Raw genomic sequence first — 19444 nt, 5'->3', positions numbered from 1 at the left:
TTCGACCCGCCGCGTCCTGGCTCCGTTTTCCCTGGTTGCCAGGAGAAGCGGTGGCGCTGCACCACACACCGGTGCGGGTGCTGCCGCTGGTCAGGTTGGCGCTGCTGGCGGTCGTCGTCCTGGTGTCCACCCTCGTCGACGTGCGCGTGTTCGGGACGCAGCCGCCGAGGTGGGCGGTTCCCGCCGTCGCGGTGGCGCTCGCGGTGCTGTCGGTGCTCGGCCGCCGCAACAGCCGGGTGCCGGAGGGCGTGACCTGGGCGGTCAACGACGGGCACCGGGTCGGCCTGCTGAGCACCGGCTACCCCGTTCCCGGCGATCCCAGGATCGGCTCGCTGACCTGGTTCGGCCCGGAGATGACCGCCGTGCTGTCCGAGCAGCGCGCCCGTCCGGTGAGCGAGACCGCCGTCAGGTTGCTGCGCTGCGCGGGCCGCGACGCCGAGGAGGAGCAGTTCCTGGCACTCGCCCAGGCGCAGCCCGCCGAGCTGGTGCTGGCCGATCGGGACAGCGCCGGGCAGGTGCTCACGCCGAGGATCGGGCTCAGCGGTGGGATCACGCGGTTCTCCCGCGCGCGCGAGCAGGTGCTGAGCTGGTTCTCCGACTCCTCTCCGCAGTGGCAGGGCGGCCGGATCACGCTGGAGGACGTGCGCACGATCGCCACCACCGGGATCGCGCCGGGGCACCGGCTGGAGGAACTGCTGGGCGACTTCGCCGCGCCGGTGGCGACCGACGAGCGGCTGGGGCTGGGCTATCCGCGCTGCTGGCCGTCCAGAGTGGACGGACACCCGGAGCTGGCGGAGGCCGTGCTGGTCAGCTCGTTGCGCGCGGACCTCGCGTTGCAGGTGGCGCTGGACGAGAAGCTGGCCGCGGAGAACCGCGAGGAGCAGCTGCGGGTCGAGCACTGGGCGCGCCGCTGGCAGGACCGGCTGGACTCGATCGCCTACGAACGGGGGCTGCCGCGCGTGCCGCCCGCCGAGGTGCGCACGACCAGGTGCGAGCTGTCCGAGACGGCGGGCGTCGCCGTGCGACTGGTGGCCTCGGAGACCGATGTGAGCACGATTCCCTTGCGCCCCAAGCTGATCACGCTCGGCGTCCCGGAGCAGCCGTCCACGCTGCCCGTGCTGCGCGGCTCGTCGGCGCGGCGCTGGCGGCTGCTGGACAACGCGGTGCTGGCGCTGACCGGGGCGCTGCTGGTCGTTGCGGGGTTGGCAATACTGCCCTGATCCGGTTCAGGCAGGGCAAAACAGGCGACGGATCGGGTTCGCGCGGCGATACTCCACACCGTGAACCGGTTCCCCTGGCTCCCCGCCTACGCGCTGCCGATCTCCAGCGAGTTCGGCGACCGGGCGCTGCCCCTCGCGCGCTGGACGCTGCTCGCCGCATCGGCGGTCTGCGCGGTGCTCGGGCCGGTGGTGAACCCGGAGTTCGCGCCGCCGTGGTGGGTGCTCACCGTCGCGGCGCTGGTGCTGGCGGTGCTCGCGTTCTTCACGCGCCGCAACGGGATCGCGCCGTGGGACATGACCTGGTTCGCGCGTCAGGACGGCAAGGTCGGCCTGCTGGAGACCTCGACCCCGCGCGGCGTGTCCGCGATCTGGCTGGACTCCTCGGCGGTCTCGGTGGCACAGGGACTGCGGGCGAGGGCGGTGCTCGCCGCGGCGGCGGGCGTCATCGCGGCGAGCGGTCGCGATCCCGGCTCCTACGGCTTCCCGGTGGACGACGACGTCGAGGACGTTCCGAACTTCTCCGACCTCGTGATCGCGTGGGACGCGGCCGGGGCGTTCTGGGGTCCGGTGCCGCCGGAGTGGCGGGAAGCGGTGTTCCGCGACTTGGGTGTGGAGCGGGAGCCGGAGAGCACGGCGGCGCTCATCCCGTTGGACCTGCGGATCACCAGGCAGGACCTGCGCTCGATCGCGCACGCGGGGGTGGCAACGGCAGCGATGCTGGAGACGGTCTTCGCGGAGAACTCACCGCCGGACGAGGTCGACCACGTGCTCGAACTCGGACTGACGCGGTGCTGGCCGTCGCGGCTCGACGGACTGTCCACAGTGGAGCTTCACCGGCTTGGCGAGGAGCGGGTTCTCGCGGCGCTGCGGGCGGATCTCGCCGCGCAGGTGGAGCGGGACCACGGAGAACCGAGCTTGACGGAGTGGTCGAAGCGGTGGACGGAACGCCTGGAAGCCTTGGCGCTGAAGGAAAAGCTCGCCGAGGTTGGCACGCCGGAAATCACCGCGCCGAGGCCGGGACTGTCCACTGTGGCCAGAGCGGCGCTGCTGGTGTGCGCGTCCAGCACGGACCTGCACGTGGCGCCCATGCGCTCCGACCTCGCGCCGCTGGGCGTGCCCGCCGAGCCGGAGACCGAAGTGCTCTGGTCCGGCTCGAAGCCGTGGCGGTGGGCCAACACGCTGGTCACCGTGCTGACCCTGCTCGTCGCCGTCGGCGCGCTGACCGCGGTGTTCGGCGAGTGACCGAGATGCGGAAGGCGGCGCTTCCGGCCCCTGCTGCCGGTCGCGCCGCCCTCAACGCGGCATTACTTCTTCTCGGTCTTCTGTTCCACGGTGACCATGCGATCACCCAGCGGCTTGGCCAACTTGACCTCGACCGGGGGGTAGCGCATGTCCATCGTGCACGCCTGGGGCTTGGCCGGAACCGTCTCGGTCAGCAGGAGCTTGACGCTCTTGTCCGTCTGCTCGACGGCCTCGCCGGTGACCTTGCTGCAGCCGCCTTCGCGGCCGTAGGTGCCGACCGTGGCGCCCTGGTCCTTCGTCCAGACCAGGCGCTTGTAGCCGTCCATGTCCTGGCTGGCCGGATCGAGCTGCTTGTCCGCGATCGCGGTGCCGCCCTCCGGCGGCTTCGGGATGGCGATGTTCGGTTCGGAGGTCGGCTGACCAGGAGTACTGGACGCGGGAGGCTGGTTCGACGGCTGGCCGCCGAAACCCACCTCCGAGCCACACGCCGCCATGGCGAGCAACAGTGCTCCGGTGCCGACTACGGTTGCAATGCGTCTCATGCTCTAGAGACGGTAGCTCCCCGGTGCCGGGTTGCTCGGAACCAGAAATCAGTGAAATGCCAACGAAAGCTGATCCGGGTGGGTGGCCGTCTGGCCACTGTGGATGATGCCCGGCAGCGCAGGCGCCCCTTCCCCGGAGGACTGTGATGACCGGCGCAGCAGAGGCGGAGCCCCCGCGCCAGCAGGCCGTGGTCGGCGTTGACCAGCTCGACCCGGAGCGGTGCTGGGCGGCGCGCCCGCCCGAGCGGATGCTGCGGGTGCCGATCGGCTTCGACGGCGGCGGCACCCCGGTGACGCTGGACCTCAACCCCAGCCACCACGGCGGCAACGGACCGCACGCGCTGCTCGTGGGCGCGGCGGGCTCCGGCAAGACGGAGCTGCTGCGCTCGCTGGTGCTCGGCCTCGCCGTGCACCACCACCCCGCGCAGCTGGAACTGCTGCTCGTGGACCACCTCGGCGGCTCCTTCCGAGGGTTGGAGCGGCTGCCGCAGGTGCTCGGCGTCGTCGGCCAGTACCCGCCGCACCCCGCGCGCTTCGACATCGACCCGAGCCTGTTCGCCAGGCTGGGGCGGTTCCTGCACTGGCTGGCCGATGAGCGGCTGGGCTGGATGGGGGCGCTGGGCGCGCGCAGCATGGAGGAGTACAACCAGGCCCGCAAGGCCGCCCAGCAGCAGCCGATGCGGCCGATGGTGATCGCCGTCGACCACTACGACGCGCTGGTCGGCCAGTCCCTCGAAGTGCGCGACGCGCTGCTGCGGCTGGCCGAGCAGGGCGAGGCGCTGGGCATGCACCTGCTGGTCTCCGGCGAGCGGCTGGACCCCGGCGCGCTCGGCGGGCTGGAGCGCAGCCTGTCCTGCCGGATCGTGCTCAGCACCTCCTCCCCGGCCGAATCGCGGATGCTGCTGGGCACCGAGGACGCCTACGGCCTGCCGCCCGGTGCGGGCCTGCTGACCGGCCCGGTCGGCGGGACCGTGCTGTTCCAGGCCCCTGACCAGTCCGGACTGGTGCAGCCGGTGGCCGACCGAGTGGCCAGCTGGGCCCCACCCCGGCCGAGGGCGCTGTGGCCGCCGCCGCTGCGGCCGATGCCGCTGGCCGAGGTCGTCGGCTGGCTGTCGATCGACCCGGAGCGCGGGCTGTCCACGGACCAGTGGCAGCCGGGTCGGATGAGCGTGCCGCTCGGCAGGCTGGACCACCACGTGAGCGGCCCGGACGGGGAGCTGCCCCGGCTGGAGCTGGACCTGGCGCGCGGTGGCGGGCACCTCGCGCTGTGCGGGCGGTCGGGTTCGGGCACGAGCACCGCGCTGCTGACGCTGCTGACCACGCTCGCGGTCACCCACACCCCTCGCGAGGCCGGGTTCTACTGCCTGGACTTCGACGGTGGCGCGCTCGCCGAGCTGGACGGGCTGCCGCACACCGCCACGGTGTCCGGGCCGGAGGACGCCGGTCTGGTGCGCCGCGTGCTCGGCGAACTGACGAGGATCGCGCGTGCGCGCACGGAGCTGTGCCGGGCCAACGGCGTGAACTCGCCGACGGGGTTCCGGCAGCTGCTGGAGGCCGGCGAGCAGGGCCCGCTGCCCCGCGAGATCTTCCTGGTGATCGACAACGCGCCGCGCCTGCTGCACGAGCACCCGGGCGCCGAGGCGGCGTTGCTGAAGCTGGCCACGCGCGGGTCGCTGGTCGGCGTGCACCTGGTGTTCACCACCGACCGCTGGGCCGCCCTGCCCCCGCAGCTGGTGGAGCTGGTGCCGACCCGCCTGGAACTGCGCCTGGACGAGCCGCAGAGCTCGCTGGTGGAGCCGAGGCTGGCCGAGCAGGTGCCGCTGGACGTGCCGGGCCGGGGCGTGCTGCTCGACCCGAGACCGGACGGCGCCGCCGGGGTGCCCAGGCACTTCCAGCTGGCCGCTCCGGTGCTGCCGAGGACGTCGACGCCCGCCGAGACCTGCGCGCTGATCAGCCAGTTCGGCACCGGGATGAGCGTGCCGAGGCTGGAGCCGATGCCGACGCTGGTGCGCCCGGAGCAGCTGCCGCCCGCGCCGGGCTCGGCGTTCCCGATCGGCGTCGACGAGGCGCTGGCGCCGGTGTCGCTGGACCCGTTCGGCACCGCGCACATGCTGATCTACGGCGAGCCGGGCAGCGGCCGGACCAACCTGCTGCGCCTGCTCATGCTGGGCATCGCGGAGAACTGCGATCCCGGGGCGGCGCGGATCGTGCTGACCGACCACCGGGGCGGGCTGGCCGACCTGCCGACCAAGCTCGGCAACCACCTGGCCGGTTTCGCGCCCAACCCGGAGTCGCTGCAACCGATCGTCGAGGACCTGTGCACCGCGATGAGCGCGCGCCTGGCGGCGGCGGACACGGCGGCGGCCGAGGGCACCGGGCAGGGCTGGGCGGGACCGGAGATCTTCCTGATCGTGGACGATTACGACCACCTCAGCGGCCCGACGCACGACCCGCTGCTGCCCCTGCTGCCGCTGCTGCCCGAGGGCGGGCGGATCGGGCTGCACGTGGTGCTCGCGCGCTCGACGGCGGGCGCGGCGAAGGCGCACTCCGGGCCGATCCTCACCGCCGTGCGCGCGGCCGGGGCGACCGGCGTGCTGCTCTCCGGTGACCCGCAGGAAGGCCCGCTGTTCGGGCCGGTCGCGCCGAGCCCGCTGCCGCCGGGCCGCGCGGTGCTCATCGGCCCGGACGGCAACTCGACGCTGGTGCAGACCGCGTGCGACACCGACGCCGTCTGGCAACCGCCGCTCGCGGAGGAGGACGCACTGCGATGAACCCCGAGACCGTCCCCATGCGCGATCACCCCATGGCCGCCGAACCCCAGCAGTGGGACCCCGCGCCGGAGCCGCAGGCGCCCGCGCCCGGTCCCGCTCCCGAGCTGTTGCGCATGCTCGGCGTGCCGGGGATCGAGGCGTTGCACCCGCAGCCCGCGTGGCCGCCGCGCCCCTACGACCGCAGGCTGCGCGCGCCGATCGGGCTCGACCCGGCCGGGGCGCCGGTGGTGCTGGACCTGAAGCAGGTGGAGGCGGGCGGTTTCGGCCCGCACGGCCTGATCGTCGGCGCGGACGGGAGCGGCCGCGACGAGCTGCTGCGCGACGTGCTGCTCGGGCTGGCCCTGACGCACCCGCCGGAGGCCGTGAACTTCGTGCTGCTCGGGCACCGGGGCGCGCCGGAGCTGGAGGAGGTGGCCGGGCTGCCGCACGTGCTCGGCACCGCGCTCGACCTGGCGCACGACCCGCGGCAGCGGCGCAGGATGACCGAGCAGTTGCAGGGCGAGGTGGACCGCAGGCACCAGCTCCAGCTGGACGGCGGCCACCCGAGGTTCCTGGACTACCAGGAGGCGATCCAGGCCGGGGACAACCTGCCGCAGCTGCCCGCGATCGTCTGCGCGGTGGCGGGCTACGACGTGCTGGCGGCCGATCCCGCGCTGCGCGAGACGCTGCTGTGGGCGGCCAAGGCCGGTCCGCGCGGCGGGCTGCACCTGGTGCTGAGCACCAACGAGATCGACACCGAGCAGTTCCGCGGCCTCTACAGCCACCTGGCGTGGCGGATCGCCCTGCGCACCACCGACGAGGAGACCTCGCGGATCGCGCTCGGCACGCACGACGCGGCCAGGATCGAGCCCGGCACCGGGTTCCTGCGCACCGGCATGACCGGGATGACCGAGTTCCAGGCCCTCACCAGCGGCTCTTCGGCGTCGCGGCTGGTCAGGACGCTGGCCGGATGGAGCCCGCCGCCGCCGACCGCGTGGCTGCCCCCGCCCGCCCCGCACGACCTGGACACCGTGCTCTACCCGCTGGTGATCACCGACGACGGGCGGTTGCTGGCCAAGCACACGCACTTCTCCCCGCAGGAGCGGCTGTCCACGCCGATCGGCGTGCTCGACGATCCCGGGGCGCTGGCGCACTACTCGCTGCTGTTCGACTTCGCGGGGCCGCACGGGCACCTGGCCGCCTACGGGCAGCCGGGCTCGGGCACCTCGACGGCGCTGTGCGCGCTGCTGGCCTCACTGGCCTTGCGCCACCCCGCTGACCAGGTCGGATGCCTGCTGGTGGACCTCGATCCGGGTGCTGGGCCGCTGAGCACGCTGCGCGGGCTGGGCAACGTCCTGGGCGCCGCGAACGGCGAGGAGCCCGAGCAGGTCACCGAGCTGGTGTACCGGGCAGGGCAGGTGCTGCGCTCGCGGGAGGCGCTGTTCTCCGCGGCGGGCATCGAGTCGATCGAGGTGCTGCGGCAGCGCAGGCTGCACGGCGAGCCGCTGGACGACTGGCCGTCGGACGTGTTCCTGCTCATCGACGGCTGGCCCCAGCTGCGCGAGCGCTTCCCCGACCTGGTCCCGCTGGTGGAGCACCTGGTGGACTCGGGGCCGCTCTACGGCGTGCACGTGGCGCTGGCGACCGACAGCTGGCAGGCGATCGACCGGCAGATGCGCTCCAAGCTGGGCACGACCCTGGAGCTGCACGAGGCGGGGCGGGGCGTCGAGGCCGGTGGTCACGACATCCAGGTCGCGCGCCCGCGCATCCAGGGCTGCCCCGATCTGCCGACGCTCGCGGCGACCCTGTCGCGGTTCAGCGCGGTGTCCCCGCAGCCCGCCGTCACCGTCGAGGAACCGCCGCTGCCCGAACCGGAACCGCTGCCGGAGCCGGAGCCGGAGCCTCCCGCTCCGCTGACGCGGGCCACGGTGACCTGGGACCCGGCGGAGAACCCGCACTTCGCGGTGTTCGGCGAGGCCGGGCCGGAGCGCACTGGATTGCTGCGCGCGCTGATGCGCGAGGTCACGCAGCGGCACCCGGCGACGCAGAGCAAGGTGCTGCTCTTCGACTACCGCAGCGAGCTGCGCGACACCGCCGAGGAGCTGGGCGACCACCTCGTCGGCTACGCGGACGACCCGGAGACGGGCGCGGAGATGTTGCGCGACCTGCACGCCCTGCTGCGCAACAGGCTGCCCTCGGTTGAGGTGCCCGCCGAAGCGGTCCGCGAGCGCAGCTGGTGGAGCGGGCCCGACCTGTACCTGGTCGTCGACGACTACGACGGCGTGGGCTCGGGCCCGGTCGGCCTGTCCTGGCTGAGCCCGCTGCTGCCGATCGCCGACGACCTCGGCTTCCACCTGCTGCTCTCGTGCGCCCCCCGGGTGCCGGAGGAGCTGGCCGACGATCCGCTGCTGGACCGCCTGTGCGCCATGTACACGCCTCGGGAGGGCTGATCAGCTCGCGACGCTGAGCGGGCTGCGGGTCTCCGGCGGCAGCACCTTGACCGCCTGGGCCCGCAGCCACACCGCCATCCCGACCAGCCCGGCGATTTCCGCGCAGGTGAACGCCAGCCAGCCCCACGACACGTTGTCGCTGAGGAAGTACGGAGGCGTCCACACGAGCCGTTCGAGGGCCAGCAGCGCGCAGACCGCCGCGACCGCGAGCAGCACGGCCGCCGGGGCGCGCCACAGCCGCCGCTGGTGCACGACCAGATAGGCGACCGCGCCGACCAGCACGTACACGTCCAAGGCGAAGAACATCGTCCAGCCGAGGCTCATCCACAGCGCGGTGATGCCCACCAGTGCCACGAGCCACCACTTCGGCTTCACCGGCTCGACGTCGGAGTGGAACCCGACGAGCACGCACACGGCGTACAGCACGCAGATCAGGTGGTACAGGAACGCGGACGTGATGACGGAGTCCCAGCCCGTCAGGTCGTGCACCATGAACGCGACGAGCACCACCAGCAGGACCGACGCACCGGCCTTCGCCAAGCGCCAAGCGCCGAAGAGCAGGGCGAGCAACGTCAGCACCGCGGTGCCGTCCAGGAAGGCGTCCAGCACGAAGCGCCAGTCCCAGATGGGCGGGATCGGTCCCTGGTAGGCGCCCATGCGGCCGTCAGTGCCGATGTAGTGGATGGCGTACAGCTCGGGTGCGATCCGGGAAAGCCACTGGTTCAGCGCGGACGCCGACGCGAGCAGCAGGCCGATCAGCCCGACCACGCGGACGACCTCGCCCCTGACCTGTGCGCGGGGGCTGCCGGTGCGGCCGGGCCAGCGGGTTCGCGCGGACAGCGCGACGAGGCTGCCGAACTCGCCCCAGCCCGGCCAACCGAAGTCGTGCCGGAGGTCGGAGTCGGGGTCCCGGTCCACGTCCTCCAGGAAGGCCGCGACCATCTCCTCCTCGCGCTCGGCCCGGTACCACTTCGGCAGGACCACGAGCATCCTGCGGTAACGCCGCTCCAGCACGGTCATGCCGGTCCTCCCTCGAAACCCCACGCCCGCAGGCGCGTCGCCGCTGCCCTGGCGTTGCTCTCCAGCCGCGCGATCTCCGCGTGCAGTGCGCGCGCGCCCTCGTTGGTCAGCCGGTAGTAGCGCCGCAGCCGGCCCTGGTGGACCTCGTCGCGGTCGTGTTCGACCAGGCCGGAGGCCACCAGCCGGTCCAGCACGCCGTACAGCGTGCCCACGCGCAACCGCACGCGGTCCTCGGTCAGCTCGCCGACCGCGCGCACGATCGCGTAGCCGTGCAGGGTTTCCTCCGCCAGCGCGGTCAGCACCAGGAACGTCTGTTCGTTCATCGTCTCGGACGCCACACCGCCACCATATATCGCCCTGCGATATATACCAAGTCCCGCACATGGAGAAGGCCCGTCCGCCGAGCTCGGGGGGCTCGACGAACGGGCCTTCAGTCAGTGCGCCTCACGGAGGTGCTTACCCCCGATGACGACCTCCAACCGCACAGGCTCAGAGAGAACTCAACGCCTCGCGGATCGCGGTCAGCCGAGCCGGGGAGGCCAGGCCCGCGTGGTAGACGTGCAGCTCGTCCACGCCCGCCGCCAGGTAGTGCTCGAACTCCGCGCGGAGGGTGTCCGCGTCGGCCGGACGGGGCGGCAGGGCGAGGACGTAGGCGGCCAGTCCGCGATCGGGCCCCGCGATGGCGCGCGCGGCCTCGATGCCGGGAACGCTCGCCTCGGGGCCGGGCCAGCAGGTCACCACCACGGTGTCGATCTCCTCATTGAGCACCGGGGCGATCGTCGCGAACGGCCCGGCCGCCCACGGGTCGGGGTTGCCGTGGATGGAGATCGAAGCATCGGGGCTCAGCGCGCGAATCTCTTTGACCAGCAACGACCTCAGGTCGGCCGCGATGCCCGTGCGCACATCGCGGACTTGCGCGGCGACCTCACCCAGGGCCTCCTCCACCGAGGACGGCGCCGGTCCATCCACAGTGGACTTGACGACGGCGCGCAGCCGCGAGGCGTCGATGTCGGCCTTGGCGTAGCGCGCGAGGCAGCCGGAGCAGAAGCACAACGACAGCAGTTGCTGCTGCACCTTGCCCCAGTCCGCACCGTCGGTCTTCTCGTGGTGCCCGCCGTGGAAGAAACCCAAGGGCCCGCAGGCTTCCAGGATCACACCCTCCGGCTCGCCGAGCGTGACGACCTCGCGCACAAGGGTCGCGCAGTACTCGACAACGTCCTCATTGGACGGACACAGCGCGTACGGGTACAGATCGCCGAACGCGTTGGACACCACGAGATCCGGGTTGGCGGAGCCGAGGTGCGTCGAGTGCGTCAGGACCGTCCACGCGTGCACGGGAAGCCCAGCCGAGCGGAGTGCTTTCCTTGCCTCGCCGAAAGAATCGCCCGGAGCCCAGCTCGGCGCGGGCGGCGTCAAGCGTCCCTTCCACTCCGCCTCCCTGACGGGGACGTAACAGGCGGCGTGCGCGGCGTTGACCATGCGGCGCTGCGGGTGGAACGGAGTCGCGGCCCGCGTTGTGTGATACGACGCGGCGAGGGCCACCGCGTCCGCGCCGAGGCTCGCGATGCGCTCGGCTGCGGCCGGATCGCCCACGACGTCCCAGGTGTAGGCGTAGGGGATCTTCGTCACCAACGCGGTCGCTTCCTCTCATAGTCCGGCTCGAAGCGCTGCATGTAGCCGGTGTCGTCACGCTGCCGGATGCCGCAACTCAGGTAGTTCTCGTGCAGCAGCGCCAGCTTGTCGCGGTCCAGCTCCACGCCGAGCCCGGGTGTTGTCGGCACGGGAACCGCTCCGTCCACAAAGGACAGAACGCCCGGCTTCACCACGTCGTCGGCCGCGTTCCACGGGTAGTGCGTGTCGCAGGCGAAGCCCAGATTCGGCGTGGCAGCCGCGAGGTGGGTCATCGCGGCGAGGCTGATTCCCAAGTGGGAGTTGGAGTGCATCGACAGGCCGATGCCGAACGTGCGACAGATCGCGGCCAACTCACGCGAGCGGTTCAGCCCGCCCCAGTAGTGGTGGTCGGACAGGACGACCTGCACCGCGTTCAGCGAGACGGACTCCGGCAGGTGTTCGAACGCCACGACGCACATGTTGGTGGCCAAGGGAATCCCGGCCTTCGCCGCCACCTCTGCCATACCGGGGATGCCGGGCGTCGGGTCCTCGAAGTACTCCAGGACCCCGGCCAGTTCGGACGCGACGCGCACGGAGGTCTCAGGTGTCCACGCGGCGTTCGGGTCGATGCGCAGCGGGTGGTCCGGGAAGGCTTCCTTCAGCGCACGGACGGCCTCGATCTCCTGCTCCGGCGGGAAGACACCGCCCTTGAGCTTGATCGACCCGAAGCCGTACTCGTCGATCATCTTGCGCGCCTGGGCGACGATGCCGTCGGGGTCGAGCACCTCGCCCCACTCGTCATCGGCCGCCCCCGGGTGACCAGCCCACTTGTAGAAAAGGTAAGCGCTGTAAGGGACTTCGGACCGGACCGCGCCGCCGAGCAGGTCGCTGACCGGGCGCCCGAGGATCTTGCCCTGGATGTCCAGGCACGCCACCTCGAACGGCGAGAGCACGCGGTCGACCGTGCCCTCTGCGGTGATCTGCCCGGTGAGGCCGTGCCGGTCGGAGTTGCTGGCCCCGCCGAGCACGCTGGAGATCTTGGCGCGCAAGGCGTTCGTCGCGAAAACGTCGAGTCCGGCGAGCTGCGGCGCGACCGCGTTGAGCAGGTTGAGGTGGCCCTGGTCGCCGTAGCTCTCGCCGAGTCCGGAGACGCCGTCCTCGGTGATCACCTCGACGATGCTGCGCAGCGCCCAGGGCTCGTGCACTCCGGCCGAGTTCAGCAGTGGCGGGTCCGCGAAGGCGATCGGCGTGACAGTGACATCGCGAATGACGGGGACCTCGCGGATCTTCACAGCAGCTCCAGGCCCTTGGCGATGATCCGGTCGAGCTCGCGCACGTGCTCCGGCGTCGGGTCGACCAGCGGCGCGCGCACGGAGCCGACTTCCAGGCCCCGCAAGCGAACTCCGGCCTTCACCAGGGAGACCGCGTAGCCGGGCACGGTGTCGCGCAGCTCGACCAGCGGGCGGAAGAACTCGCCGAGGAAGGCGTTGACCTGCGCGGTGTTCCCGGAGGTGACCGCGTCGTAGAAGGCGAGCGAGATCTCCGGCGCGAAGCAGAAGACCGCCGACGAGTACAGCTCGACGCCGATGCCCCGGTAGGCGGGCACGGTCATCTCGGCGGTGGGCAGGCCGTTGAAGAACTGGAAGGGCTTGTGCACGGCGTCGCGGACCGCGAGCACGACGCGCTGCATCTGGTCGAGGTCGCCGAGCCCGTCCTTGAAACCGACCACGGTGGGCAGTTTCGCCGCCCGCACAGCGCTTTCCGGCGTGAACACCGCGTTGTTGCGCTGGTAGACGATCAGCGGGAGGTCGGTCGCGGAGGCCACCTGCTCGACGTAGTCCACGAGCCCGTCCGGCGGCGAGCCCACGAGATACGGCGGCAGCAGCAAGAGCCCGTCAGCACCGGCGCGCTGGGCGATCTGCGCGTACTTGCGCGCCAACGGGAGCGGGCCGCCCGCCCCCGCGAAGACCGGGGCCTTGCCCGCCGTTGCCTCAACCGCGACGCGGACGACGCGCTCGTACTCCTCGGGCTCCAGCGCGTGGAACTCGCCGGTGCCGCAGGCCGCGAAGACGCCGCCGGGGCCCGCGTCCACCCCGTGCTTCACGTGCTCGGCCAGCACCCCCTCGGCCAGCTCGCCGGTCCCGGTGAACGGCGTCACCGGGAAGAACAGCACTCCATCCAGCTGCATGTGAGACCTCACGCGAGTCATCCCTTCACCGCACCGGAGGTGATGCCGCGAAGGAAGGATTTCTGAAGGGACAGGTACACCAGCAGGCTGGGCACCAGGGCGAGCAACGCGCCCGCGAGCACCACGCCGGGTCCGACCTGGTCGTCAGAGCGCAGCGAGGCGAGCGCGACGGTGAGGGTGTAGTCGGCGGGCTCGGTGGCCACGATCAGCGGGAGCAGGTACTGGTCCCAGATCATGGTGAAGCCGAACACCGCGACCACGCCGAGCGCGGGGCGGCACAGCGGGACGACGATCTGCGCGAAGATCCGCAGTTCGCTGGCGCCGTCCACCTTGGCCGCTTCTTCGAGCTCGACGGGGATCTCCTTCATGAACTCCGTCATGACGAAGATGGAGAAACCCCACGCGCCCAGAGGAAGGATCACGCCGAGCAGCGTTCCCTTGAGCCCGAGCTGCCCGATGGTCAGCGAGAGCGGGATGGCGATGACCTCCTCCGGGAGCATCATCGTGGTGAGCACGGCGAGCATCACCAGCGCCTGCGCGCGGAACTTCTTGCGCGCCAGTGCGTACGCGGCGAACACGCTCACCGAGACCTGGAGCAGCAGGCCACCGCCCGCGATCACCAGCGAGTTGACCAGGTAGCCCCAGATCCCGCGCTCGCCCGCGACCTCGAAGTTGATGGTCGAGGGGTTGTTGGGCAGCAACGAGAGCTTCGTCGGATCGGGGCTGTTGTCGAAGGCTCCGGAGAACACGGTGATCAACGGGCCGCAGAAGACCAGCAGCGCCGCGACGCACATCGCCGCACGCCCCACCATGCCGACGCGACCCGATCCCCAGCCGAGGGCCGTGTCGCAGCGCTGGGCGACTCCCGTACTCACGCAGCCTCCTTGCGCCGCCGGTAGTACTGCACGAGCAGAGTCAGCATCAGGGTCACCAGGAACAAGATCACCGAACCCGCCGACGCGACGCCGATTTCGTTGCGCTCGAAGCCCAACGAGAACACCCGTGTCATCCACACGTCCGTCGAACCGGCGGGGCCGCCACCTGTCAGCACGTAGACCTCGGTGAACACCCGAAGGCCGCGAATCGCCGCCAGGGTGAGCAGAATCGTGATGACCGGGCGCAGCGCGGGCAGCGTGACGTGGCGGAGCCGTTGCAGCGTCGTGGCTCCGTCGATCGCGGAGGACTCGTAGAGCTGGCGGTCGATCCCGGCCAGACCGGCCAGGATGATCACCATGTCGTAGGGGGCGCCCTTCCAGATGCCGACGCCCATCACCGACCAGAGCGCGGTGTCCGGGCTGTCGAGGAACGGTTGCGTCCCAATGCCGAACCAGCTCAGCACCGAGTTCAGGAAGCCCTCGTCGGCCGGGAAGTACAGCAGCCGCCAGATCTCGCCGACCACCGCGGTCGCCGCCACCACGGGCAGGAACACCGCCGAGCGCACGAACCACAGCGACCGCGCGGAGCCTTCCAGCAGCAGCGCCAACGCGAACCCGAGGACCATCGAGCCGATCGTCTGCCCGAAGGCCAGGATCAGCGTGCGCCCCAACGCGGACTGGAACCGCTCGTCGGTCAGCACGGCGACGTAGTTGTCCAGCCCCACCCACAGGTCGCCCAGGAACGGGCGCACGTTGAACAGGCTCAGCCGGATGCCCTCGGCCATCGGGATGTACTTGAACAGCAGGAAGATGAGCAGTGCGGGGGCCAGGAAAAGCCATGGTGTAAGGGTTCCCGTGAGGCGGCGACGGTGCCGCCGCCTCACGGGGTGGAGCCCGACGGCACCGCCGCCACTAGCCGCCGGGTCCACGTCTTGGGTGGCCAGGGTGGTCACTTCGCGATCCCCTGGGCCTTCAGTTCCTTGTTCAGGTTGGCGGCGAGCTTGCCCAGCTCACCGCGGACGTCGCTGCCGCAGCGGGCGAAGAGCGCGTTCAGCGTCTCCGCCGTCTGCTGCCGGAAGGGCTGGAAGTTCGGCACGTTCGGGAACGGGCGGGCGTCGTCGGCGTAGACCTTGGCGACCGTGCTCCACCTGGGGTCGTTGTAGACCGCGTTCACGTCGACCTTGGTGTTGACCGGGAGGCGCACGACCGGACGCGGAACTCCCTGCATACCAGCCTTCTGCGCGTCCGGCGAGACCAGGAACTCGGCGAGCTTCTTCTGGTCGGCCGGCCGCGCGGAGCCCGCCATGAGGTACATGTTCTCGCCCTCGCCGAGCACGGCGGAACCGTTTGGGCCCTTGGGCGAGGCGATGACCTCGTACTTGTCCTTGCCGGGCGCCTTGTCGAAGCGCCCCATCATGTAGGGCCCGGTCAGGTAGATGCCGGCCTTGCCCTGCTCGAAGAACGTGTGCGCGTCGTTGGTGATCGTCGTGAGCGCGCCGGGCTGCACTACCTTGCTCTCGCAGAACATCCCGCGAAGCCATTCCACCGCGGCAACGGTTCCCGGCGAGTCCACCGCCACGCGGTACTTCCCACCGTCCTCGGCGAGGATGTCACCGCCCGCCTGCCAGATGTAGGAGGAGGCCCACCACGCCAGATAACCGCGATCCGTCGAGCCCGGCACGAGCATGCCGTAGGTGTCTGCCTGCCCGTTGCCGTCCGGGTCGCCCGTGGTGAACGCTTTCGCCAGGTCGACCATCTCGGCCCACGTGGTCGGCACCGGCTTGCCCAGCTTCTCCCGCCAGTCCTTGCGGATGAAGGTGGCCTGCGCCTGCGTGCTGATCGGGACGCCGTAGTACTTGCCGTCCGAGCCCTTCGCGTTGCCCCACGCCCGTTCGACCAGGTCCGCACCGCCCGCGAACCCGGCCCGGTCGATCTCGGTCGCCATGCCCTGGGACTGGTAGACGCCGAGCGCGCTGACGTCGGTGACCACCAGGTCCGGCAGGTCCTTCGAGGCGGCCCGCTCCTGCATGCGCTTGTCGAAGTCGTTGTAGACGGGCTTGTAGTCGATCTTGATACCCGTCTTCGCCGTGAAGTCCGCGAAGATCTTCTCGTAGACCTTCGCGGTGTCGTCGAGGCTGCGCGTCCACACCTCCAGCGGGGCGTTCGGATCGCCTTGCGGCGCACCGGTCCCGCAGCCCGCCACGAGGAGGCTGGCCGCCGCCAGAACAGCCGCGGAACGCCGGATTCCGGACATCAACGCCTCCTCGGTGAGTTCAGTTGAGTTCACGGTTATGAACGCGAGTCGTACTTGTGAACCAGATGGGAGGACTGTAAGAATCGGTGCCACGCGCTGTCAAGAGGTCGGCGCCTGGGGAATCGAGGAGGCGGTCATGACCGAATCGGCCGCGGGGAACCCGAGCCGTCCGGCCGCGGTGAAGTCGGCGGACCGCACGGTGGAGCTGCTGGAGGTGCTGGCCTCCTTCGACCGCCGGATGACGCTGACCGAGCTGCACCGCGAGCTGAGCTATCCCAAGTCCAGCCTGTACATGCTGTTGCAGACGCTGGTCGCGCGCGGCTGGATCGAGGTCGACCCCGATCGCGGCACCTACGGCATCGGCGTGCGCGCGCTGCTCGTCGGAACCTCCTACCTCGACCACGATCCCGTTGTGCGCACGGCGATCCGGCTGATGGAGCAGATCCGGCTGGAGATCAACGAGACGGTGCACCTCGCGCGGCTGGACGGGCCGAACGTGGTCTACCTGGCCAGCCGCGAGTCCGAGCACCACCTGCGCGTGGTCTCCCGCGTCGGCCGCAGGCTGCCCGCGTTCAGCACCGCGCTCGGCAAGGCCGTGCTGTCCACGCGCCCGCCCGAGGAGCTGGAGTCCTTGCTGCCCAAGGACATGGCGCCGCTCACCGCGAACACCGTGACCGACCCGGACGCGCTGCGGGCGCAGCTGGCCGAGTTCCGCTCGCTGGGCTACGCCTTCGAGCGCGAGGAGAACACGCCCGGCCTGTGCTGCTTCGCGGTGGCACTGCCCTACCGCAGCCCGGTCACCGACGCGCTCAGCTGCTCCGTCCCGGTCGCGCGCCTGGACGACGAGCACGAGCGCCAGGTCATCGGCGCCCTGCTCAACGCCGCGCGCACCCTGAGCGAACTGCTCCGCCAGCCCGGTCTCACCAGTCTCTAGGAAGGTCTTCTCCCTGTGTCAGAACGGATTCTGCTCACCGGAGCCGCCGGTGGGGTCGGCACCCTGATGCGGCCCCGGCTGGCCAAGCCCGGCCGCGTGCTGCGCCTGCTGGACATCGCCGCGCTGTCGGCCGACGAGCCGGAGTCGGAGGAGGTCGTGCGCGCCTCCGTCACCGACATGGACGCGATGGAGCGCGCCTGCGAGGGCGTCGACGCGGTCCTGCACCTCGGCGGGCACAGTCTTGAAGCGCCGTGGAAGGACATCCTCGACGTCAACATCAACGGCACGCACACCGTCTTCGAGGCGGCGCGCAGGCAGGGCGTCCGGCGAGTGATCTTCGCCAGCTCCAACCACGCCGTCGGTTTCGTGCCGCGCTCGGTGGGCGTGGTCGGCGACTACGCGTTCCCGCGCCCCGACACCAACTACGGCGTCGGCAAGGTCGCGGGTGAGGCCATCGCGTCGCACTACGCCGACCGCTACGGCTTGGACGTCATCAGCGTGCGCATCGGCTCGTGCTTCGAGAAACCGCGTGACACCAGGATGTTGTCCACGTGGATGTCACCGGATGACTGCGCGCGGCTGTTCGAGGCGTGCCTGTCAACGCCGAACCCCGGCTACCGCGTGGTGTGGGGCGTCTCGAACAACACGCGCGGGTGGTTCAGCCTGGACGAGGCCAAGGCGATCGGCTACCTCCCGCAGGACGACTCCGAGGTGTACGCGGCCGACCTGATCGCCGAGCACGGCGAGCCCAAGCTCGATGAGGACCCGCACCGCTTCGTCGGCGGCGCGTGGTGCGGACCGGACATGGACACTGCGCGGAAAGAGGCTGGCCGATGAGCACGCAAGGCGTTCAGGGATACGAACCCCGTACCGGCAAGGCTTTCGGCGACCCGATTCCGTCCACTTCGGACAGCGGTGTCGGCGAGATCGTCGACGCGGCGACGCAGGCGTTCCCTGCGTGGTCCGGGCTGGCCTCCGCCGAGCGCGGCGCGGTGCTGGAGCGGCTGGCCGACGCGCTCGACGCCGAGTCCGAGCTGCTGATCTCCACCGCTGACACCGAAACCGCGCTCGGCGTGCCGCGGCTGACCGTTGAGCTGAAACGCACCACCAACCAGCTGCGGCTGTTCGCGAGCGTGCTCGCCGAGGGCAGCTACCGCGAGGCCACCATCGACTCGCCGAATCCCGACATCATCCCGCCGCGCCCCAACCTGCGCCGCATCCTGCAACCACTCGGCGTGGTCGCGGTGTTCTCCGCGAGCAACTTCCCGTTCGCCTTCTCCGTCGCTGGCGGGGACACCGCGTCGGCGCTCGCGGCGGGGTGCCCCGTCGTGGTGAAGGCGCATTCCGCGCACCCGCAGACCTCGCGGGAGACCGCGCGCGTGGTCGCTTCCGTGCTGCCACAAGGCGTTTTCGGGATCGTCTACGGCACCGAAGCCGGTCGCGTGCTCGTGCAGCACCCCCTGGTGAAGGCGGTCGGCTTCACCGGCTCCACCTCCGGCGGGCGCGCGCTGTTCGACCTCGCGCAGGGCCGCCCCGAGCCGATCCCGTTCTACGGCGAGCTGGGCAGCGTGAACCCCGTCGTCGTGCTCCCCTCGGCCGCGACGAACCGTTCCGCTGAGCTGGCAACGGGTTTCGCGCAGTCGTTGACCATGGGCGTCGGCCAGTTCTGCACCAACCCCGGCCTCGTGTTCGCACCTTCGTCCATTGTGGACGCTCTTGCGGAGGCCGTTGGCGGGGTCGGCGGAGGCGCGATGCTGACCGAGCGGATGCGCGACTCCTACGAGTCCACTGTGGACAGCCTGTCCGCGCACGCGTCGGTCCGCCTCGTCGCGACCGGCTCGGACTCCGAAGGGGGCTGGACCGTCACGCCCCGGCTCTACGAGGTGTCGCTCAAGGACTTCGTCGCCGACAAGGAGAAGCTGACCGAGGAGTGCTTCGGCCCGGCCGGAATCGTTGTCACCTATGACGATCCGGCCGACCTGCCGGAGGTCCTTCGCACCCTCGAAGGCAGCCTGACCGCGACCGTCCACGCCGACCCCGACGATCACGACCTCGCCGCCTCCGTGCTGGCGGAGATCCGTCGCTTCGCCGGGCGGTTGGTGTTCAACGCGTGGCCCACCGGCGTCGCGGTGAGCTGGGCGATGCACCACGGCGGTCCCTGGCCCGCGACCACGTCCCCACTGCACACGTCGGTGGGTGCGACGAGCATCCGCCGCTGGCTGGCCCCGGTCACCTACCAGTCGTGGCCCGACGCGCTGCTGCCCCCGGAGCTCCAGGACGCCAACCCGCTCGGCATCCCCCGCCGCGAGGACGGTGTGCTCGTAGTTCCGTAAATGCCGTGCGGCCCCACTGCGCGCC

At 71.1% G+C, this 19444-nt stretch carries 16 protein-coding genes; 7 read left to right on the top strand and 9 right to left on the bottom strand.

Annotation, left to right across the window (positions count from 1 at the left end):
- Positions 1 to 50: 50 nt before the first annotated feature.
- Both CCN37_RS19295 and CCN37_RS19290 read left to right on the top strand, forming a co-directional pair.
- Entirely contained in the window at positions 51 to 1220 is a 1170-nt protein-coding gene (locus tag CCN37_RS19295) for a hypothetical protein (RefSeq protein WP_086822815.1), read from the top strand.
- Between the two features lie 60 nt (positions 1221 to 1280).
- Positions 1281 to 2462: a hypothetical protein gene (locus tag CCN37_RS19290; protein WP_086822812.1), complete on the top strand. Its 1182-nt coding sequence runs from the start codon at positions 1281 to 1283 to the stop codon at positions 2460 to 2462.
- A gap of 62 nt (positions 2463 to 2524) precedes the next feature.
- Here CCN37_RS19290 and CCN37_RS19285 read toward each other — a convergent pair whose 3' ends face one another.
- A complete protein-coding gene (locus tag CCN37_RS19285) occupies positions 2525 to 3004 on the bottom strand; it encodes a hypothetical protein (RefSeq protein ID WP_143261681.1) in 480 nt (159 codons plus the stop codon).
- A 146-nt stretch (positions 3005 to 3150) separates the two neighbouring features.
- Here CCN37_RS19285 and eccCb point away from each other — a divergent pair, with 146 nt between their 5' ends.
- Together eccCb and CCN37_RS19275 are read left to right on the top strand one after the other, a co-directional pair.
- Positions 3151 to 5775: a type VII secretion protein EccCb gene (gene eccCb / locus CCN37_RS19280; RefSeq protein ID WP_086822805.1), complete on the top strand. Its 2625-nt coding sequence runs from the start codon at positions 3151 to 3153 to the stop codon at positions 5773 to 5775.
- On the top strand, positions 5772 to 8204 hold the full coding sequence (locus CCN37_RS19275; RefSeq protein ID WP_086822802.1) for an FtsK/SpoIIIE domain-containing protein: 2433 nt from the start codon (positions 5772 to 5774) through the stop codon (positions 8202 to 8204). The genes eccCb and CCN37_RS19275 overlap by 4 nt, the downstream gene beginning before the upstream one ends.
- On the opposite strand, the gene CCN37_RS19270 is transcribed toward CCN37_RS19275, so the two are convergent.
- From CCN37_RS19270 to CCN37_RS19235, 8 genes are all read right to left on the bottom strand, one after another.
- Complete coding sequence (locus CCN37_RS19270; RefSeq protein WP_086822799.1) at positions 8205 to 9224, bottom strand: hypothetical protein; 1020 nt, start codon at positions 9222 to 9224, stop codon at positions 8205 to 8207. It lies immediately after the preceding gene.
- Positions 9221 to 9547: a PadR family transcriptional regulator gene (locus tag CCN37_RS19265; protein WP_086822941.1), complete on the bottom strand. Its 327-nt coding sequence runs from the start codon at positions 9545 to 9547 to the stop codon at positions 9221 to 9223. The genes CCN37_RS19270 and CCN37_RS19265 overlap by 4 nt, the downstream gene beginning before the upstream one ends.
- 166 nt (positions 9548 to 9713) lie before the next feature.
- The gene (locus tag CCN37_RS19260) at positions 9714 to 10853 is read right to left on the bottom strand and encodes a hypothetical protein (protein WP_246843145.1); all 1140 of its coding nucleotides are present in this window, start codon (positions 10851 to 10853) and stop codon (positions 9714 to 9716) included.
- Positions 10850 to 12127, bottom strand: a complete 1278-nt coding sequence (locus CCN37_RS19255) for a glucarate dehydratase family protein (RefSeq protein ID WP_246843144.1) — start codon at positions 12125 to 12127, stop codon at positions 10850 to 10852. The genes CCN37_RS19260 and CCN37_RS19255 overlap by 4 nt, the downstream gene beginning before the upstream one ends.
- Entirely contained in the window at positions 12124 to 13023 is a 900-nt protein-coding gene (locus CCN37_RS19250; protein ID WP_086822793.1) for a 5-dehydro-4-deoxyglucarate dehydratase, read from the bottom strand. The genes CCN37_RS19255 and CCN37_RS19250 overlap by 4 nt, the downstream gene beginning before the upstream one ends.
- Before the next feature lie 17 nt (positions 13024 to 13040).
- Positions 13041 to 13898 (bottom strand): carbohydrate ABC transporter permease, encoded by an 858-nt coding sequence (locus CCN37_RS19245; RefSeq protein ID WP_246843143.1) that lies wholly within the window; start codon positions 13896 to 13898, stop codon positions 13041 to 13043.
- Entirely contained in the window at positions 13895 to 14851 is a 957-nt protein-coding gene (locus CCN37_RS19240) for a carbohydrate ABC transporter permease (protein ID WP_210408112.1), read from the bottom strand. Before CCN37_RS19240 ends, CCN37_RS19245 begins: the two co-directional genes overlap by 4 nt.
- A complete protein-coding gene (locus tag CCN37_RS19235; RefSeq protein ID WP_210408111.1) occupies positions 14848 to 16185 on the bottom strand; it encodes a sugar ABC transporter substrate-binding protein in 1338 nt (445 codons plus the stop codon). Before CCN37_RS19235 ends, CCN37_RS19240 begins: the two co-directional genes overlap by 4 nt.
- Positions 16186 to 16288: 103 nt before the next feature.
- Here CCN37_RS19235 and CCN37_RS19230 point away from each other — a divergent pair, with 103 nt between their 5' ends.
- The 3 genes from CCN37_RS19230 to CCN37_RS19220 are packed head-to-tail and all read left to right on the top strand — an operon-like array spanning position 16289 to position 19419.
- A complete protein-coding gene (locus CCN37_RS19230) occupies positions 16289 to 17086 on the top strand; it encodes an IclR family transcriptional regulator (RefSeq protein WP_086822784.1) in 798 nt (265 codons plus the stop codon).
- Positions 17087 to 17101: 15 nt separating this feature from the next.
- Positions 17102 to 17923, top strand: coding sequence for an NAD(P)-dependent oxidoreductase (locus tag CCN37_RS19225; protein ID WP_086822781.1), 822 nt, complete (start codon positions 17102 to 17104; stop codon positions 17921 to 17923).
- Positions 17920 to 19419 carry an aldehyde dehydrogenase (NADP(+)) gene (locus tag CCN37_RS19220; RefSeq protein ID WP_086822778.1) on the top strand — a complete coding sequence of 500 codons (1500 nt, stop codon included), beginning with the start codon at positions 17920 to 17922 and terminating at the stop codon, positions 19417 to 19419. The genes CCN37_RS19225 and CCN37_RS19220 overlap by 4 nt, the downstream gene beginning before the upstream one ends.
- Positions 19420 to 19444: the final 25 nt, after the last annotated feature.

This window comes from Allokutzneria sp. NRRL B-24872, assembly GCF_002155965.1.
Classification (GTDB): Bacteria; Actinomycetota; Actinomycetes; order Mycobacteriales; family Pseudonocardiaceae; genus Allokutzneria.
This window is presented reverse-complemented; position numbering and strand designations above follow the sequence as displayed.

Bases quoted from the DNA above. Each gene is read 5' to 3' on its own strand.
- CCN37_RS19250 (WP_086822793.1), bottom strand. From the start codon at position 13,023: ATGCAGCTGGATGGAGTGCTGTTCTTCCCGGTGACGCCGTTCACCGGG.
- CCN37_RS19270 (WP_086822799.1), bottom strand. From the start codon at position 9,224: ATGACCGTGCTGGAGCGGCGTTACCGCAGGATGCTCGTGGTCCTGCCG.
- CCN37_RS19265 (WP_086822941.1), bottom strand. From the start codon at position 9,547: ATGAACGAACAGACGTTCCTGGTGCTGACCGCGCTGGCGGAGGAAACC.
- CCN37_RS19275 (WP_086822802.1), top strand. From the start codon at position 5,772: ATGAACCCCGAGACCGTCCCCATGCGCGATCACCCCATGGCCGCCGAA.
- CCN37_RS19230 (WP_086822784.1), top strand. From the start codon at position 16,289: ATGACCGAATCGGCCGCGGGGAACCCGAGCCGTCCGGCCGCGGTGAAG.
- CCN37_RS19285 (WP_143261681.1), bottom strand. From the start codon at position 3,004: ATGAGACGCATTGCAACCGTAGTCGGCACCGGAGCACTGTTGCTCGCC.
- CCN37_RS19220 (WP_086822778.1), top strand. From the start codon at position 17,920: ATGAGCACGCAAGGCGTTCAGGGATACGAACCCCGTACCGGCAAGGCT.
- eccCb (WP_086822805.1), top strand. From the start codon at position 3,151: ATGACCGGCGCAGCAGAGGCGGAGCCCCCGCGCCAGCAGGCCGTGGTC.